This is a genomic window from Halobacillus sp. ABA4_118 (assembly GCF_056160205.1).
In genome coordinates this window covers 1648412-1663040 of record NZ_JBSWWS010000001.1, presented here as the reverse complement: position 1 = coordinate 1663040, position 14629 = coordinate 1648412, and the positions used below count along the sequence as shown (strand labels likewise).

The 14629-nt window shown below is 45.3% G+C and carries 30 protein-coding genes; all 30 read right to left on the bottom strand.

Annotated features, from left to right (window positions below; translation table 11 throughout):
* Positions 1-22: 22 nt before the first annotated feature.
* On the bottom strand, positions 23-382 hold the full coding sequence (gene rplQ / locus ACXAGL_RS08210; protein ID WP_027953395.1) for a 50S ribosomal protein L17: 360 nt from the start codon (positions 380-382) through the stop codon (positions 23-25).
* A 41-nt stretch (positions 383-423) separates the two neighbouring features.
* Complete coding sequence (locus tag ACXAGL_RS08205) at positions 424-1368, bottom strand: DNA-directed RNA polymerase subunit alpha (RefSeq protein ID WP_474970248.1); 945 nt, start codon at positions 1366-1368, stop codon at positions 424-426.
* A 180-nt stretch (positions 1369-1548) separates the two neighbouring features.
* A complete protein-coding gene (gene rpsK, locus ACXAGL_RS08200; RefSeq protein ID WP_027953397.1) occupies positions 1549-1944 on the bottom strand; it encodes a 30S ribosomal protein S11 in 396 nt (131 codons plus the stop codon).
* A gap of 30 nt (positions 1945-1974) precedes the next feature.
* Positions 1975-2340, bottom strand: coding sequence for a 30S ribosomal protein S13 (rpsM, locus tag ACXAGL_RS08195; RefSeq protein ID WP_474970247.1), 366 nt, complete (start codon positions 2338-2340; stop codon positions 1975-1977).
* 24 nt (positions 2341-2364) lie between these two features.
* Entirely contained in the window at positions 2365-2478 is a 114-nt protein-coding gene (rpmJ, locus tag ACXAGL_RS08190; protein WP_002509257.1) for a 50S ribosomal protein L36, read from the bottom strand.
* A 28-nt stretch (positions 2479-2506) separates the two neighbouring features.
* Positions 2507-2725, bottom strand: a complete 219-nt coding sequence (gene infA / locus ACXAGL_RS08185) for a translation initiation factor IF-1 (RefSeq protein ID WP_027953399.1) — start codon at positions 2723-2725, stop codon at positions 2507-2509.
* Positions 2703-3038, bottom strand: coding sequence for a KOW domain-containing RNA-binding protein (locus tag ACXAGL_RS08180; RefSeq protein WP_027953400.1), 336 nt, complete (start codon positions 3036-3038; stop codon positions 2703-2705). The genes infA and ACXAGL_RS08180 overlap by 23 nt, the downstream gene beginning before the upstream one ends.
* Before the next feature lie 16 nt (positions 3039-3054).
* Positions 3055-3801, bottom strand: a complete 747-nt coding sequence (gene map, locus ACXAGL_RS08175; protein ID WP_474970245.1) for a type I methionyl aminopeptidase — start codon at positions 3799-3801, stop codon at positions 3055-3057.
* Positions 3798-4451: an adenylate kinase gene (locus ACXAGL_RS08170; RefSeq protein WP_027953402.1), complete on the bottom strand. Its 654-nt coding sequence runs from the start codon at positions 4449-4451 to the stop codon at positions 3798-3800. Before ACXAGL_RS08170 ends, map begins: the two co-directional genes overlap by 4 nt.
* Positions 4452-4493: 42 nt before the next feature.
* Complete coding sequence (gene secY, locus ACXAGL_RS08165; RefSeq protein ID WP_027953403.1) at positions 4494-5786, bottom strand: preprotein translocase subunit SecY; 1293 nt, start codon at positions 5784-5786, stop codon at positions 4494-4496.
* Positions 5786-6226: a 50S ribosomal protein L15 gene (gene rplO / locus ACXAGL_RS08160; RefSeq protein ID WP_474990753.1), complete on the bottom strand. Its 441-nt coding sequence runs from the start codon at positions 6224-6226 to the stop codon at positions 5786-5788. The genes secY and rplO overlap by 1 nt, the downstream gene beginning before the upstream one ends.
* 30 nt (positions 6227-6256) lie before the next feature.
* On the bottom strand, positions 6257-6439 hold the full coding sequence (rpmD, locus tag ACXAGL_RS08155; protein WP_027953405.1) for a 50S ribosomal protein L30: 183 nt from the start codon (positions 6437-6439) through the stop codon (positions 6257-6259).
* A 13-nt stretch (positions 6440-6452) separates the two neighbouring features.
* Positions 6453-6953, bottom strand: a complete 501-nt coding sequence (gene rpsE / locus ACXAGL_RS08150) for a 30S ribosomal protein S5 (protein ID WP_027953406.1) — start codon at positions 6951-6953, stop codon at positions 6453-6455.
* A gap of 20 nt (positions 6954-6973) precedes the next feature.
* Positions 6974-7336 (bottom strand): 50S ribosomal protein L18, encoded by a 363-nt coding sequence (gene rplR, locus ACXAGL_RS08145; protein WP_206936248.1) that lies wholly within the window; start codon positions 7334-7336, stop codon positions 6974-6976.
* 35 nt (positions 7337-7371) lie between these two features.
* On the bottom strand, positions 7372-7908 hold the full coding sequence (gene rplF, locus ACXAGL_RS08140; protein WP_474970244.1) for a 50S ribosomal protein L6: 537 nt from the start codon (positions 7906-7908) through the stop codon (positions 7372-7374).
* Between the two features lie 30 nt (positions 7909-7938).
* Positions 7939-8337 carry a 30S ribosomal protein S8 gene (rpsH, locus tag ACXAGL_RS08135; protein ID WP_027953409.1) on the bottom strand — a complete coding sequence of 133 codons (399 nt, stop codon included), beginning with the start codon at positions 8335-8337 and terminating at the stop codon, positions 7939-7941.
* A gap of 30 nt (positions 8338-8367) precedes the next feature.
* Complete coding sequence (locus ACXAGL_RS08130; RefSeq protein ID WP_027953410.1) at positions 8368-8553, bottom strand: type Z 30S ribosomal protein S14; 186 nt, start codon at positions 8551-8553, stop codon at positions 8368-8370.
* Positions 8554-8579: 26 nt separating this feature from the next.
* Complete coding sequence (gene rplE, locus ACXAGL_RS08125; RefSeq protein WP_027953411.1) at positions 8580-9119, bottom strand: 50S ribosomal protein L5; 540 nt, start codon at positions 9117-9119, stop codon at positions 8580-8582.
* 26 nt (positions 9120-9145) lie between these two features.
* Entirely contained in the window at positions 9146-9457 is a 312-nt protein-coding gene (rplX, locus tag ACXAGL_RS08120; RefSeq protein WP_027953412.1) for a 50S ribosomal protein L24, read from the bottom strand.
* A gap of 40 nt (positions 9458-9497) precedes the next feature.
* Entirely contained in the window at positions 9498-9866 is a 369-nt protein-coding gene (gene rplN / locus ACXAGL_RS08115; protein ID WP_027953413.1) for a 50S ribosomal protein L14, read from the bottom strand.
* 42 nt (positions 9867-9908) lie between these two features.
* Positions 9909-10172 (bottom strand): 30S ribosomal protein S17, encoded by a 264-nt coding sequence (rpsQ, locus tag ACXAGL_RS08110; RefSeq protein WP_027953414.1) that lies wholly within the window; start codon positions 10170-10172, stop codon positions 9909-9911.
* 24 nt (positions 10173-10196) lie between these two features.
* Complete coding sequence (gene rpmC / locus ACXAGL_RS08105) at positions 10197-10397, bottom strand: 50S ribosomal protein L29 (RefSeq protein ID WP_027953415.1); 201 nt, start codon at positions 10395-10397, stop codon at positions 10197-10199.
* A complete protein-coding gene (rplP, locus tag ACXAGL_RS08100) occupies positions 10387-10821 on the bottom strand; it encodes a 50S ribosomal protein L16 (RefSeq protein WP_027953416.1) in 435 nt (144 codons plus the stop codon). The genes rpmC and rplP overlap by 11 nt, the downstream gene beginning before the upstream one ends.
* Before the next feature lie 18 nt (positions 10822-10839).
* Positions 10840-11481, bottom strand: coding sequence for a 30S ribosomal protein S3 (gene rpsC, locus ACXAGL_RS08095; RefSeq protein ID WP_027953417.1), 642 nt, complete (start codon positions 11479-11481; stop codon positions 10840-10842).
* A gap of 3 nt (positions 11482-11484) precedes the next feature.
* A complete protein-coding gene (rplV, locus tag ACXAGL_RS08090) occupies positions 11485-11826 on the bottom strand; it encodes a 50S ribosomal protein L22 (protein WP_027953418.1) in 342 nt (113 codons plus the stop codon).
* 20 nt (positions 11827-11846) lie between these two features.
* Positions 11847-12125, bottom strand: coding sequence for a 30S ribosomal protein S19 (gene rpsS, locus ACXAGL_RS08085; RefSeq protein WP_027953419.1), 279 nt, complete (start codon positions 12123-12125; stop codon positions 11847-11849).
* A gap of 57 nt (positions 12126-12182) precedes the next feature.
* On the bottom strand, positions 12183-13016 hold the full coding sequence (rplB, locus tag ACXAGL_RS08080; RefSeq protein ID WP_474970243.1) for a 50S ribosomal protein L2: 834 nt from the start codon (positions 13014-13016) through the stop codon (positions 12183-12185).
* A 33-nt stretch (positions 13017-13049) separates the two neighbouring features.
* Positions 13050-13337, bottom strand: coding sequence for a 50S ribosomal protein L23 (gene rplW, locus ACXAGL_RS08075; RefSeq protein WP_474970242.1), 288 nt, complete (start codon positions 13335-13337; stop codon positions 13050-13052).
* A complete protein-coding gene (rplD, locus tag ACXAGL_RS08070; RefSeq protein ID WP_027953422.1) occupies positions 13337-13960 on the bottom strand; it encodes a 50S ribosomal protein L4 in 624 nt (207 codons plus the stop codon). Before rplD ends, rplW begins: the two co-directional genes overlap by 1 nt.
* Before the next feature lie 21 nt (positions 13961-13981).
* Positions 13982-14617: a 50S ribosomal protein L3 gene (rplC, locus tag ACXAGL_RS08065; protein ID WP_027953423.1), complete on the bottom strand. Its 636-nt coding sequence runs from the start codon at positions 14615-14617 to the stop codon at positions 13982-13984.
* Positions 14618-14629: the final 12 nt, after the last annotated feature.

The window sequence follows — 14629 nt, the reverse complement described above, 5'->3', positions numbered from 1 at the left end:
CCTTTTACCCCGATGGTAATCATTATACTAGTTCGATGATTGCCATTTTAGCTCCATCACCTTTACGCTCGCCAAGCTTCAATACGCGAGTGTAACCACCTTGACGGTCCTCGTAGCGTGGGCCGATGTCAGAGAATAGCTTCTGCAGTGCAGTCTGCTCTCCTTCCTCATCAGCTTGTGCATTATATAGGAATGCTTCCGCTTGACGACGGGCATGAAGATCGCCGCGTTTACCTAGTGTAATCATTTTTTCTACAACAGACTTAAGCTCTTTCGCTTTAGCTTCTGTTGTTTCCAAACGTTCGTGTACGATCAGGTCAGTTGCCAAGCCGCGAAGCAAAGCCATGCGCTGATCTGTAGTACGTCCTAGTTTTCTAGCCATTGATAATCCCTCCCTTAACTGGATCTCTTAGATGTGTTCTATCAATCGTCTTTTCTTAGTCCAAGACCTAGTTCGTTCAGTTTATGCTTCACTTCTTCAAGTGACTTGCGGCCAAGGTTGCGCACCTTCATCATGTCTTCTTCAGACTTGTTGGCAAGCTCCTGCACAGTGTTGATACCTGCGCGCTTCAAGCAGTTGTAGGAACGAACGGAAAGGTCAAGTTCCTCGATCGTCATTTCAAGAACTTTTTCTTTTTGGTCCTCTTCTTTCTCGACCATGATTTCAGCTTTTTGAGCTTCATCAGTAAGGCCGACGAAAATATTGAGGTGCTCCATATAAATTTTAGCTCCAAGAGAGATCGCCTCTTCTGGACGAATGCTGCCATCCGTCCAAACATCCAATGTCAATTTATCAAAATTAGATGTTTGACCGATTCGAGTATTCTCTACTTGATACGTCACACGGGAAACCGGTGTGAAAATAGAGTCAACGGGAATCACGCCGATGGGTAGATCCTCATGGTTATTTCCTTCAGCCGGACGATATCCTCGACCGCGTTCTGCTGTAATGCGAGCACGGAAGCTGGAATTGCTGTCGAGTGTAGCGATATGAAGATCTGGATTTAGAACTTCAACGTCACTATCATGCGTAATATCAGCCGCGGTAACCTTGCCTTCACCCTGCACATCAATTTCTAAAGTCTTCTCTTCGTCAGAATAAACTTTCAAAGCTAGTTTCTTCAGGTTCAAAATAACAGTTGTTACGTCTTCAACGACGCCTTCAATCGTGGAAAACTCATGAAGTACACCGTCAATTTGAACAGAAGTGACAGCAGATCCGGGAAGTGAGGATAATAGGATACGACGCAAGGAGTTCCCTAGAGTTGTACCATATCCACGTTCTAGCGGTTCTACGACGAACTTACCAAAAGTAGACTCATCGCTGATCTCGACCGTTTCAATCTTTGGCTTTTCAATTTCGATCATTTACTCAAAACCCTCCTTCAAAACGTCGAAACCCCGGTTAGACGACAGGTCTAACCGAAATTCCTCAGGTAGGCAGTCCCGATATAAGATAACTGCTTAATGGCTCTGTCTACTGCGGTGCTGATTTAAAAGCTATCATAACCCATTATAGACAGGGTGACAAATTCTATTCAGAACTTATTATACGCGACGACGTTTTGGTGGGCGGCAACCATTGTGTGGTACTGGAGTTACGTCACGGATTGCCGTAATATCAAGACCTGCTGCCTGTAGTGAACGGATCGCAGCTTCACGACCTGCACCAGGACCTTTTACTGTAACTTCAAGAGTTTTCATGCCGTTGTCCATAGCATCTTTCGCTGCTGCTTCGGAAGCCATTTGTGCAGCGAATGGAGTAGATTTACGGGAACCTTTGAAACCAAGAGAACCTGCACTGCTCCAGCTGATAACATTACCTTGGACATCAGTGATCGTTACGATTGTGTTGTTGAATGTAGAACGGATATGAGCCATACCCGTCTCTATATTCTTTTTCACGCGGCGTTTACGACTGCGAGTGTTTCCTTTACGTGCCATAGGATGAGTTTACCTCCTTTGTATTAATTATTATTTACGTTTGTTAGCTACTGTACGACGTGGACCTTTACGTGTACGGGAGTTGTTCTTCGTCTTTTGTCCGCGAAGTGGAAGACCACGACGGTGACGGATTCCACGGTAAGAACCGATTTCAATCAGACGCTTAATGTTTAGAGAGTTCTCACGACGAAGATCACCCTCTACGTTGTGCTGTTCAACAGCTTGACGGATCTTACCTAGTTCGTCTTCTGTAAGATCGCGAACGCGGGTACTCTCAGATACACCAGCATCAGCCAGGATGTCTGCAGCAAGGGATTTACCGATACCATAGACATAAGTTAATGAAACAACCACGCGCTTGTCGCGGGGAATATCTACACCTGCAATACGTGCCATAAGTTACGTGCACCTCCTTTAAGATTAACCTTGTTTTTGTTTATGCTTAGGGTTTTCACAGATAACCATGACTTTACCTTTACGTTTGATGACTTTGCATTTTTCGCAAATTGGTTTTACAGAAGGCCTTACCTTCATCATCCATACCTCCTTTAAGATCGGAGTTTTATTTATAACGGTACGTAATACGTCCTTTTGTCAAATCATAAGGAGAAAGTTCTACCGTTACTTTGTCCCCAGGTAAGATTCGGATAAAGTGCATGCGAATTTTACCGGAAACATGAGCAAGAACGGTATGACCGTTTTCAAGTTCAACCTTGAACTGAGCGTTCGGTAAGGTTTCAACGACGGTCCCTTCTACTTCAATTACATCGTCTTTCGCCATCGAGTTGATCTCCCTTCTTCAAATCAGTCACTGCTTCATTGACATATTTTGCTACGGCAAATCGAAGCTTGCCATTTGTGACCCGACCAGTTTCCAGAAGGCTGTCCTGGACTTCCGGAGAGATGAAATCCATAAGCTCAACGTGCTGCAGATTCTTTTTCTTTGGTCGATCATACTTACGTTTCTCTCCGTCGGCAAGCAGCACAAAGCGGCCATCCAGCACACCGATCACCACTGCGTACTGTCCTGCCTCACGCCCCTGCACAATACGAACAATTTGACCTATTCGCGGACTCGACTCAGATTCGTTCAAAAACGATCACCTTCATTTAGGATTTTGTTAATATTTCGTAACCCTCATCCGTAATCGCGATGGTGTGCTCAAAATGTGCGCACATCTTTCCATCCTGCGTTACAACCGTCCATTGATCATTCAGGGTTTTCACATAACGTGAACCTGCATTGATCATCGGTTCAACAGCTAATACCATTCCAGGTTTCAATCGGGGGCCTTTGTTGGGAGGTCCATAATGAGGAATCTGTGGATCCTCATGAAGTTCCTGACCAACGCCGTGACCGACATATTCCCTGACTATGGAGAAACCTTCAGGCTCCACATAGCTTTGGATGGCATGCGATATATTTGAAAGGCGTTCACCTGGTTTTGCTTCATCAAGTCCTTTGAACAATGACTGCTCGGTAACTCTCAGCAGCTCCAATGTGCCCTCATCAACAGTGCCGACCGGATACGTCCAGGCCGAATCACCGTGATAGCCTTTATATTTTGCCCCAATATCGATACTGATAATATCACCATCGTTCAGGACCCTGTCTCCAGGAATACCATGAACAAGTTCTTCGTTGACAGATGCACAGATACTGCCACGGAATCCATTATAACCTTTAAAAGAAGGGATTGCATCCATACTGCGTATGAATTTATCAGCAATCTTATCCAATTCTCCAGTAGTTATACCTGGTCGGATGTTTTCTTTCATCTTTTGGTGCGTCAGGGCGACAATGCGACCTGCTTCACGCATAATATCTAATTCCCGCGGAGTCTTACATATAATCATTCAGCCAGTGCTCCAAGCTTTTGATCAATGTCAACAAATACTTCTTTGATGTCTTTATCACCTTCGAAGGAGACCAGGTAGCCTTGATCCTGATAGAAATCAAGCAGAGGCTGCTGCTGTTCTACGTTGACCTCGAGGCGTTTCTTAACGGTTTCAGGCTGATCGTCTTCCCGCTGAGTCAATGCTGAACCATCGTTATCACAGATCCCGTCCTCTTTAGGAGGGTTGAACACAACGTGGTACGTAGCACCGCAGGTCGGGCAGATGCGTCGTCCAGTCAGACGCTCGATAAGCTTCTCTTTTGGAACATCGATATGAAGAACATAATCCAGTGACCGTTCCATATCGGCCAGAAGGTTGTGAAGGGCTTCTGCCTGAGCGATGGTTCTAGGGAAACCATCGAGCAGAAAGCCTTTCTGACAATCCGGCTTACTTAGACGTTCGCGAACGATTCCGATGGTAACTTCATCGGGAACGAGTTCGCCTTTGTCCATATATGATTTGGCCTCTTGACCAAGGGATGTTCCTTCTTTGATAGCTAAACGGAACATATCTCCAGTTGAGATATGAGGGATGTCATATTTTTCGACTATTTTCTCTGCCTGAGTACCTTTTCCGGCACCAGGGAGACCCATTAGGATTAAATTCAACGTCTTCCCCTCGCTCTCATTTATTCAATAGCAGGATGTTTATTATTTAATGAATCCTTTATAGTGGCGTTTTACAAGCTGACTTTCAAGCTGTTTCATCATTTCAAGGGCAACCCCGACAACGATGAGCAGGCTTGTTCCTCCAATTTGGACCGTCGGCGGCAGTTGCGCCAGGGAACCAAGGATGATTGGAAGGATGGAGACAGCTGCAAGGAAAATGGATCCTACAAAGGTTAATCGGTACATTACACGGGTCAGATACGTTTCAGTATTGGCCCCGGGACGAATCCCCGGAATGTAACCGCCCTGCTTCTTCAGGTTTTCTGCCATCTGTTCCGGATTAACCTGAACAAACGTGTAGAAATACGTGAAGGCAATAATTAACGCAACATAGATAATCATTCCCGGCCAGTTCTGGTAATCAAAGATATACTGGATAACAGAAGCTACTTCACTGTCTTCAAAGAAGCCGGCGACGGTTCTCGGAGCGATGATAAAGGATATCGCAAAGATGACCGGAATAACTCCTGCAGCATTCACTTTGAGTGGAAGGTGAGTGGAATGTCCACCTACAGGGGAACGATTCACTAAACGCTTCGCATACTGGATTGGGATTTTACGAAGGGCCTGCTGGATGAAGATAACTCCAACCACGACCGCAACGATGACCAAGGCAATCAACGCGATGATAACCAGATTGATGAACAGTTCGTCTCCTGCACCGGAGATGTACTGATCATACAACTGATTCACACCATTCGGAATCGCCGCAACGATACCTGCGAAAATCAGTATAGAAATACCATTTCCTACGCCATGTGCAGTGATTTGCTCGCCAAGCCACATTAGAAAAGCTGTTCCGCCTGTCAGCACAAGCGCAATGACTAAGAACTTGGTAACACCAGGATCCGAGATCAACTGACCTCCTGCCAAAGCGTTAAAACCAATGGACATACCAATGGCTTGAACGAAAGCGAGAACAATAGTTCCGTAGCGGGTAAACTGAGCTAATTTTCGACGGCCAACTTCACCCTGCTGTTTCCACTCAGCAAATTTCGGGACAACATCCATCTGCAGCAGCTGCATGATGATGGAGGCTGTAATGTAGGGCATGATCCCCATAGCAAAGATGGAGAAGTTCTGTAATGCCCCGCCTCCGAACGTATTCAGAAACCCAAATGCGTTCTGTTCATCCATGAAAGTGATGGCGTCTCTGTTTGTGAAAGGCACCGGGATGAAGGTTCCCAGGCGGAACACAACGAGCATCAGCAAAGTGAAAATGATTTTCCGTCGAATATCACCCACGCGCATAAAATTGGAGATTGTCCGGAACATTAAATCACCTCAGTTTGACCGCCCGCCGCTTCAATCGCTTCTTTTGCGGAAGCAGAGAATTTGTGAGCTTTCACTGTAAGTTTCTTCTCGATAGAACCTTTACCCAATACTTTGATTCCTGCTTTTTGGTTGCTTACCACGCCGGATTCAAGTAGAAGCTCAGGAGTAACCTCTGTACCTTCTTCGAAACGGTTCAGGGCATCAAGGTTAACGATTGCGAACTCTTTACGGTGAATGTTTGTAAAACCACGCTTAGGCAGGCGCTGGAATAGTGGCATCTGTCCACCCTCGAAACCTGGGCGTGTTTTGCTGCCGGAACGCTGACCTTGACCTTTGTGTCCACGTCCGGATGTTTTACCATTACCAGAAGCCATACCACGGCCTACACGGTTACGCTCTTTACGAGTACCTTTAGCCGGTTTAAGTTCATGCAGTTTCATGCGTTGCACCTCCTTATTACTTTTCTTCTATTAAACTTCCTTAATCGTAACTAGGTGAGACACCTTATTAGCCATACCTCGGATCGCCGGGTTATCTTCAACTACGACAGTTTGTCGGATCTTGTTAAGACCAAGAGCCTTGACCGTAGCACGCTGATCTTGTGGTCTACCAATAACGCTGCGCGTGAGGGTAATTTCTAACTGATTAGCCATTTTATTTCCCTCCTTATCCTAGTTCTTGTACAGACTTACCGCGAAGTCTTGCAACGTCTTCTGCGCGCTTAAGCTCGCTAAGTCCAGTAAGTGTAGCACGTACCATGTTGATTGGCGTGTTAGAACCAAGAGACTTAGATAGAATGTCTTGAACACCTGCAAGCTCAAGTACCGCACGGACAGGTCCACCAGCAATAACTCCAGTACCTTCTGCTGCCGGCTTCATAAGAATGTTACCTGCACCAAAACGTCCGTTGATTTCGTGTGGAATCGTCGTGTTCTTCACTGGTACTGTGATTAGATTTTTCTTAGCATCATCAATGGCTTTTTTGATTGCTTCCGGTACCTCTTGGGCTTTCCCTGTACCGAAACCAACATGACCATTTTTATCTCCAACTACAACAAGCGCAGCAAAACGGAAACGGCGTCCACCTTTAACTACTTTCGCTACACGGTTGATAGTGACTACGCGTTCTTCAAGATCAAGTTTGTTAGGGTCGATGTTTAAATTCATTTGTGTCCCTCCTTTAACTATTAAAATTCAAGTCCGGTTTCGCGGGCTGCTTCAGCTAGTGCTTTGACACGGCCGTGATACAAGTAACCTCCGCGGTCGAATACAACAACTTTAAAGCCGTTATCGATTGCGCGTTGTGCTACCATTTCACCGACTTTCTTAGCAGCTTCCACGTTACCAGTCTGGTCAAGGTCAAAACCTTTATCTACAGTAGATGCACTTGCTACTGTTACCTGGCTCTCATCATTGATGAGTTGAGCATAGATGTGATTGTTAGAGCGGTATACGTTCAAGCGTGGGCGTTCAGCTGTGCCGACAACATTTTTACGAACGCGGGCGTGGCGCTTCTTACGTACGACATTTTTATCTGCCTTCGTGATCATCTTGGTCACTCCTTTCTATACGTTACCTTAGAACCTTATTTAGCTGTTTTACCTTCTTTACTGCGTACACGTTCGCCTTCGTAACGAATTCCTTTGCCTTTGTAAGGCTCTGGAGGACGGATAGCACGGATGTTAGCAGCAACAGCACCAACTAGTTCTTTGTCGATACCTTTAACAGTAACTTTTGTGTTGGAAGGAACTTCGATTTCGATTCCTTCGCGTTTTTCGATTTCTACAGGGTGGGAATAACCAGCGTTCACAACAACTGTTTCGCCCTGCTTCTGAGCACGGTAACCGACACCGATGATTTCAAGGTTCTTCTCGAAACCTTTAGATACACCTTCAACCATGTTGCCGATCAGGCTGCGTGTTGTACCGTGAAGAGCGCGGTGCTCTTTGTGATCGCTTGGACGCGATACAGATAGAACGTTATCTTCAACTGTAACAGTGATGTCCTCGTGGAACGTACGAGTCAGTTCCCCTTTTGGACCTTTCACTGTAATCGTTTGGTTGTCCTGAATGATTTCTACACCTTCAGGAATCTCAAGAGTTTTTAATCCTACGCGAGACATATTTTTGCACCTCCTGTCTTGTTCGTTTTATTACCAGACGTAAGCTAGAACTTCGCCGCCGATGGCTTGTTCACGAGCTTCTTTATCTGTTAGGACACCTTTTGATGTGGATACAACGGCAATACCAAGTCCGTTAAGAACTTTAGGAAGCTCTTCGGAGTTCGCATACACACGTAGACCTGGCTTACTGATACGTTTAACACCAGTGATTACGCGCTCGTTGTTCTGGCCGTACTTAAGGAAGATGCGAAGAACACCCTGCTTGTTGTCTTCTACAAATTCGTAGTCACGTACGAAACCTTCACGCTTAAGGATATCAGCGATTTCTTTTTTCACGTTGGAAGCTGGAAGTTCAAGCTTCTCGTGGCGAACCATATTCGCATTACGGATACGAGTCAGCATATCTGCAATTGGATCTGTCATTGTCATAACTCTTTTACCTCCTTCCCTGTTACGGGTTTACCAGCTGGCTTTTTTGACACCAGGGATTTGTCCTTTGTATGCAAGTTCACGGAAACAAATACGGCAAAGCTTAAACTTACGTAGTACGGAGTGCGGACGTCCGCAGCGTTCACAACGAGTGTATTCGCGTACTTCGTACTTCTGTTTACGCTGTTGCTTCGCGACCATTGATTTTTTAGCCACTATTTTCCCTCCTTAATGTCAGCTCATTATTTTTGGAACGGCATGCCGAATTGAGCTAATAGTTCACGCGCTTCTTCGTCAGAGTCAGCAGAAGTGACAATAACGATATCCATTCCACGCACTTTGTTTACTTTATCGTAATCGATCTCTGGGAAAATCAATTGCTCTTTAACACCAAGAGTGTAGTTTCCACGACCATCAAAAGCTTTCTTAGAAATACCACGGAAGTCACGCACACGTGGTAGTGATACGGCGATCAGCTTTTGTAGGAATTGGTACATACGCTCTCCGCGAAGGGTTACTTTCGCACCGATCGGCATACCCTCACGTAGACGGAAGCCTGCGATTGATTTCTTAGCTTTCGTAATCACTGGTTTCTGACCAGTAATCATTGTTAGTTCTTCAACAGCTGTATCAAGTGCTTTCGCGTTTTGAACAGCATCGCCTACACCCATGTTGACAACGATTTTCTCAACTTTTGGTGTCTGCATGATGGACTCATATTCAAATTTGCTCATCAGGGATGGAACAACTTCTTCTTTATATTGTTTCTTTAGTTCGTTCATCGTGTGGCCCTCCTTTCATCTATGGGTTATTTGTCCAGCGCTTCACCGGATTTTTTCGCGATACGAACTTTCTTATCGTCTTCGACTTTGTAACCAACACGGGTCGGTTCGCCAGTCTTAGGATCAATCGGCATTACGTTTGATACGTGGATCGCTGCTTCCTGAGTCAAGATTCCACCCTGTGGGTTTTCTTGAGACGGCTTCGCGTGTTTTTTCACTTCGTTCACGCCTTCAACAAGAACACGATCTTTCTTTGGATAAGCTTCAAGGATTGTACCTTGCTTGCCTTTATCCTTACCGCTAATGACCATTACTTTGTCACCTTTTTTTACGTGCATTCTACGCGCACCTCCTTAACAAGGCATTTCATTCAGGCTTTTATAATACTTCTGGAGCTAGAGATACAATCTTCATGAATTTAGCATCACGAAGTTCACGAGCTACCGGTCCGAAGATACGAGTACCGCGTGGTCCTTTGTCATCACGAACGATTACTGCTGCGTTTTCGTCGAAACGGATATAAGAACCATCTTTACGGCGCATACCGCTCTTAGAACGTACGATAACAGCTTTAACTACTTCACCTTTTTTAACAACGCCTCCTGGTGTTGCCTGTTTCACAGTAGCAGTGATGATATCACCAATGTTAGCTGTTTTACGGCCGGATCCACCCAAGACTTTGATCGTTTGGATTTCACGTGCACCAGAGTTGTCTGCAACTTTCAGACGAGATTCCTGTTGAATCATACCATGTAACCTCCCTTCGGATCATCTCCGAGCGAACTTTATTTAGATAATAACAGACTCTTCAACAACTTCTAGAAGACGGAAACGCTTGGATGCGGACAATGGACGAGTTTCCATAATGCGCACGATGTCGCCGTTTTTCGCCTGGTTGTTTTCGTCATGTGCTTTGAACTTTTTGGAATACTTTACGCGTTTGCCATAAAGCTTGTGGAACTTATAAGTTTCTACCATAACAGTGATTGTTTTGTCCATTTTGTCAGAAACAACACGGCCGGTATAAACCTTACGATTATTACGTTCAGTCATGTGAGGGTGACCTCCTCTCATCTATTAGTTATTTACGCCTAGCTCACGTTCACGAGCAACAGTCTTCATACGGGCGATGGACTTGCGAACTTGACGGATACGTGCAGTGTTCTCAAGTTGACCTGTTGCCAATTGGAAGCGTAGGTTGAAAAGTTCCTCTTTAAGAGATTTAACTTTTTGTTCAATTTCGGCAGTGGTTAATTCACGGATCTCATTAGCCTTCATTGATTTCACCACCAATTTCTTCACGTTTTACGAATTTCGTGCGGATCGGAAGTTTGTGGGAAGCAAGACGAAGTGCTTCGCGGGCTACCTCTTCAGAAACTCCTGCGATCTCAAACATAATTTTCCCTGGTTTCACAACTGCTACGAAACCTTCTGGAGCACCTTTACCGGAACCCATACGTACTTCTAGGGGCTTAGCAGTATAAGGCTTATCAGGGAAGATTTTGATCCAAACTTTACCGCCACGCTTCATGTAACGAGTCATCGCGATACGCGCTGCCTCGATCTGACGGGCTGTGATCCAAGCTGGATCGATAGCTTGCAAACCATATTCACCGAATGCAACTTCAGTACCGCCTTTTGCACGGCCTTTCAAGCTTGTACGGTGTTGACGACGATATTTAACACGTTTAGGCATTAACATAATGCTGTTCCCCCTTCCTTATTTATCAGTTTTAGTTGGAAGGATTTCACCACGATAGATCCACACTTTAACACCAAGCTTACCGTAAGTGGTGTCTGCTTCAGCAGTACCGTAATCGATGTCTGCACGAAGTGTATGAAGTGGTACAGTTCCTTCACTGTAGTATTCAGCACGAGCGATATCTGCGCCACCTAGACGACCAGATACCTGGGTACGGATACCTTTAGCTCCTGCACGCATTGCGCGTTGTAGAGTTTGTTTCTGAGCACGACGGAAAGATACACGGTTTTCCAATTGACGTGCAATATTGTCAGCTACAAGTGTAGCGTCAAGATCTGGCTTTTTCACTTCAACGATGTTGATGTGAACTCGTTTACCAGTGAGTTGGTTAAGAGCTTTACGAAGTGCTTCGACTTCAGAACCGCCTTTACCGATAACCATTCCTGGCTTAGCTGTGTGCACAGTAATGTTTACACGGTTTGCCGCACGTTCGATTTCGACCGTGGAAAGAGCAGCATCTTTAAGACGAGTTTCAACATATTCACGAATCTTAATGTCTTCATGTAACAAGTCTGCGTAGTCTTTACCAGCGTACCACTTGGACTCCCAGTCACGGATAACGCCGATACGAAGACCTACCGGATTAATTTTTTGACCCACTGATTATCCCTCCTTTTTTTCTGATACGACCACAGTGATGTGGCTTGTGCGTTTGTTGATCTGGCTTGCGCGGCCCATTGCACGAGGACGGAAACGTTTAAGTGTTACGCCTTCGTTTACAAACGCTTCGGAAACATATAGGTTTTCCGGATCCATTTCATAATTGTGTTCAGCGTTGGCGATCGCAGAGTTAAGAAGTTTCTCAACTACTGGAGATGCGCCGCGGTTTTTCAGGCGAAGTGTAGCTAGAGCTTCACCCACATTTTTTCCTCGAATTAAATCAATTACAAGACGAGCTTTACGAGGAGCGATACGAACGGTTTTAGCAACTGCTTTAGCTTGCATTAGAGTGCCTCCTCTCTATATTAGCGTTTTGTTTTCTTGTCATCGCCAGAGTGTCCCTTGAACGTACGGGTTGGCGCGAATTCACCTAGTTTATGACCTACCATGTCTTCTGTAACATAGACAGGTACGTGTTTGCGACCATCATAAACAGCAATGGTGTGTCCTACGAAGTTAGGGAAGATAGTTGAACGACGAGACCAAGTCTTCACGACCTGCTGTTTGCTATCTTCATTAAGCTTCTCGATTTTCTTCATCAAATGATCATCTACAAAAGGTCCTTTTTTCAGGCTGCGGCCCATGAATAAACCTCCCTTCGCGATTGAGAGACGGGTCCTACTGCCCGCCCGACAATCCCGTTATTTTTTACCGCGTCTACGTACGATATATTTATCAGACGGCTTGTTGCGTTTTCTTGTCTTGTATCCAAGGGTTGGTTTACCCCATGGAGATACAGGAGATGGCATACCGATTGGTGCGCGTCCTTCACCACCACCGTGTGGGTGATCACTAGGGTTCATTACGGAACCACGTACAGTAGGGCGCTTGCCTTTCCAACGAGAACGTCCAGCTTTACCAACACTGATAAGTTCGTGCTCAAGGTTACCAACTTGACCGATTGTTGCACGGCAGGTAGATAGTACCAGGCGGACCTCACCAGAAGTCAGGCGTACTAGAGTGTATTTGTTTTCACGGCCAAGGATTTGTGCAGAAGCACCAGCAGAACGAACAAGCTGTCCGCCGCGTCCCGGCTTAAGTTCTACGTTGTGTACGATTGTACCAACTGGAATATCTTTAAGTGCAAGAGCGTTACCAGGTTTGATATCCGCACCTTCACCTGAAATGATTTCTGTGCCAACCTTAACACCTTTAGGAGCAAGGATGTAGCGTTTTTCACCATCAACATAGTTGATTAGTGCAATGTTAGCGGAGCGGTTCGGATCATATTCAACTGTAGCAACGCGTCCAGGTATTCCATCTTTGTCGCGTTTGAAGTCGATCATACGATACTGACGCTTGTGGCCTCCGCCCTGATGACGAACTGTCAGCCTACCCTGGTTGTTACGTCCACCTTTTTTGTGAAGTGGAGCGATAAGGGAGCGTTCAGGTTTGTCAGTCGTAATTTCAGCGAAATCAGAAACTGACATGTGTCGACGACCGTTAGTAATCGGTCTGAACTTTTTAATCGCCATCTTTATTTCCCTCCTTCATTATCAATTAGTCAATTATACTTCAAAGAATTCTAGTTCTTCACTGTCCTGAGTCAACTTAATAACTGCTTTCTTACGATCAGAACGATAGCCGCCGTAACGACCCATACGCTTGAATTTACCTTTAAGGTTCATTGTGTTGACAGATTCAACCTGAACGCCAAAGATTTCTTCAACTGCATTTTTAATTTCAGTTTTGTTAGCTTTCGGGCTAACTTCAAACGTATATTTCTTTTCTCCCATAAGATCAGCAGAATGTTCAGTAATGACAGGGCGCTTAATAATATCGCGTGGTTCTTTCATTATGAGAGCACCTCCCCTGCTTTTTCAGCTGCTTCCTTAGTAAGGATCAGCTTGTCATGCGTCAGCAAGTCTAACACACTTACCTGCTCTACAGGGAGAGCATTTACTGTAGGGATGTTATTAGAAGAAAGAGCTACGTTCTTATCTTCTCCTGCTGTAACGATCAAAGCCTTCTCGTTTACGTCTAGTGCGCTAAGCATATTTACAACTTCTTTAGTTTTTGGAGCGTCTAGAGACAAGCTCTCAAGAACGATTGCGTTACCTTCCTGTACTTTAGAAGAGTAAGCGGACTGAAGTGCAAGACGACGAACTTTTTTCGGCATCGTGTAGCTGTAGCTGCGTGGTGTAGGACCGAATACAGTTCCACCGCCAACCCATTGTGGTGAACGGATAGACCCTTGACGTGCACGGCCTGTACCTTTTTGACGCCATGGTTTACGGCCACCGCCGGATACTTCAGAACGTCCTTTTACTTTGTGTGTGCCTTGGCGAAGATTCGCGCGCTGCATCAACACTGTTTCGTGTAATACGTGAGTATTAGGTTCAATCCCAAATACGGCTTCATTCAGTTCGATTTCACCAACATTAGAACCGCTTTGGTTTAATAGTGCTACTTTAGGCATGACATATCCTCCCTTCGTTGATTATTTGCTAGCCTTATTTGCACTTGTAATCTTAACGTAAGATTTTTTCGCGCCTGGTACATTACCTTTGACTAGAAGCAGGTTCCGCTCAGCGTCTACTTTAACTACTTCAAGGTTTTGAAGAGTTACCTGCTCGCCACCCATTTGTCCTGCAAGACCTTTGCCTTTGAAGACTTTAGATGGGTCTGCACCTTGTCCCATAGAACCGGAACGGCGGTGGAAACGGGAACCGTGTGTTTTAGGTCCAGTGGATTGGTTGTGGCGCTTGATTGCACCTTGGAAACCTTTCCCTTTAGAAGTACCTGTCACATCGATTGCGTCACCAGTTTCAAACATATCTACCTTAACCTCTTGACCTAGTTCAAAGTCATCAAGGTTCGCATTACGGAATTCACGAACGTAGCGCTTAGGTGTTGTGTTTGCTTTGTCAGCGTGCCCTTGAGCAGCTTTCTTCAAACGGTTGGACTTTTCATCAGCAAATCCAAGCTGGATCGCTTCATAACCATCATTTTCTGTAGTTTTCTTTTGAAGAACTACGTTCGGCTCAGCCTGAATAACAGTTACAGGGATCAATTCACCGTTGTCTGAGAAAATCTGTGTCATGCCGACCTTGCGTCCTAAGATTCCTTTCGTCATCCGTTACACCTC